Origin of the sequence: Aurantibacter sp., from assembly GCF_039941195.1 — a bacterium.
In the GTDB taxonomy this organism is placed as follows: Bacteria; Bacteroidota; Bacteroidia; order Flavobacteriales; family Flavobacteriaceae; genus Aurantibacter_A.
In genome coordinates this window covers 1-1,729 of the sequence record NZ_JBDVFA010000014.1, presented here as the reverse complement: position 1 = coordinate 1,729, position 1,729 = coordinate 1, and the positions used below count along the sequence as shown (strand labels likewise).

2 protein-coding genes are annotated in these 1,729 nt (G+C 33.0%); both read right to left on the bottom strand.

From position 1 onward, the window contains the following. Positions 1–182: 182 nt before the first annotated feature. Positions 183–1,262 carry a PepSY-associated TM helix domain-containing protein gene (locus ABJF52_RS02605; protein WP_348145875.1) on the bottom strand — a complete coding sequence of 360 codons (1,080 nt, stop codon included), beginning with the start codon at positions 1,260–1,262 and terminating at the stop codon, positions 183–185. A 133-nt stretch (positions 1,263–1,395) separates the two neighbouring features. Next, on the bottom strand, positions 1,396–1,729 hold a 334-nt coding region (locus ABJF52_RS02600), incomplete at its 5' end, for a hypothetical protein (RefSeq protein WP_348145872.1).

Sequence of the window (1,729 nt, the reverse complement as noted above, 5' to 3'; positions counted from 1 at the left end):
CCGTTTTACGGGGGTTTGGTTCGTTCAACGAGAACAAATACTCGTTAAGACACAAAAACTCTGATTAACTGTAAAAAAGCTCCGATAACGGTAATCAACACCTAAAACACCTTATCGGAAGAAGGTGTTTTTAATCGGGATTAAATCGATTTAAAGTGAATGAAAATATTAAAAATGTAGCATTATCTTTTACTAAACCATATTATGAACCCAGTAATAGGTAACGAAGCCATTACTAATGATGTTAGACAAACTATTAACCGTCCAAAAAAGCCGCCTAAATTGCCCAAGTGAATATCGTAAGTAAGTCCGTTTATCGTCTTAAAGGCACTAGACTCGTTATATAAGCCATTTTCAAATTTACCCTGAATTAACTTACCCGTATATTGATCGAAATAATAATTATTTGTGCGATGTACTCTATTTAAGACATCTGGCATAGTCATAACTATTGGATCCGTAGCCTTATGTGGAAAACTAATTCGCATAAAAGTATCTGGTTTGTTACTTAGAAAATTATTGGCAAGACTATCTACCATAATCTGTATATTATGAGTTCCAAAATTTACTGTTGTATCAGATTTAGGCAGGGCATATGCAATTTCTTTCTTGGTCACTGTACTCTTAATAACATTCCGAAAAGATTTAAAGCCCCAAAAAACACCTGTCAAAATAACTAATACCCCTATCCAGGAAGCATAAAATCCTAATACATTATGTAAATCATAATTAAGCTTTACAGACCGTGACGCCCATTTTATTGTAAAATGATTCTTTCTTTTGAATTTCTTATTGGGCCACCATAATACTATACCACTCAAAACCATTATTAGGGCCAACAATGTTACCCAATGAACTATTTGTTTTCCAACATCGCCTAGAAGCAAATTTCTATGTAGCATTTTTAATATATTTAGCCAACCTTTCTTCATGTCTTGTAAATGAATGAGTTGACCTGAATAAGGATCCATATAAGCGTAATAGTAGGTGCCTGGCACATATAATAATACGTTTGCAGTTTTGGCTCGGCCTTGAAAAAGAACACCTCGAAAATCGCCGTTAGGAAGTTCTTTAACCATATTTGCTTTCAATGTCGATACTTTTACAAAAGAGGTATTTTTCGGTTTTACCTTTTGCTTATATATAATTGTGGCTATTTCTGGTTCCCATGTATAAATTGCTCCAGAAAATGCAATAATAAAAAATATACATCCTATAGCAAGCCCTAAGTATAAATGTACCTTATGAAGTATTTTTTTCAATTTGAAGCTATTTGGAATAGATGATAACCTATCCAAATATAACTTTTTTGAACCTTGGAGTAAATTATCTAATCCGTTGTATTTAAAAAGACATAATTAGTATTAATGTGCTATTAGATATTAGCTTTTTGAATTATGCTTTTTTAGCTCTGTTTCTTTTAGTTGTAAAAGACAATGCTTTTTTAACTCTGCTGTTTGTTCTTCTGTATAAACGAGCTACTTCAGTATTCTTTTCGGCAGTTGCTTCTTCAACTGTAGTTTCTGTAGTAATTGTCATTTCAACGATATCGATTGCAACCTCTTCTGTTGCAGTTTGTGCTTGTGCTGCTACTCCGATAAAAAGAACAAAAATTAAAGTTGCGATAGTTTTCATGACTGTTTGCTTTATATATATAAAACCCACAGACCCCGTTTTACGGGGGTTTGGTTCGTTCAACGAGAACAAATACTCGTTAAGACACAAAAAC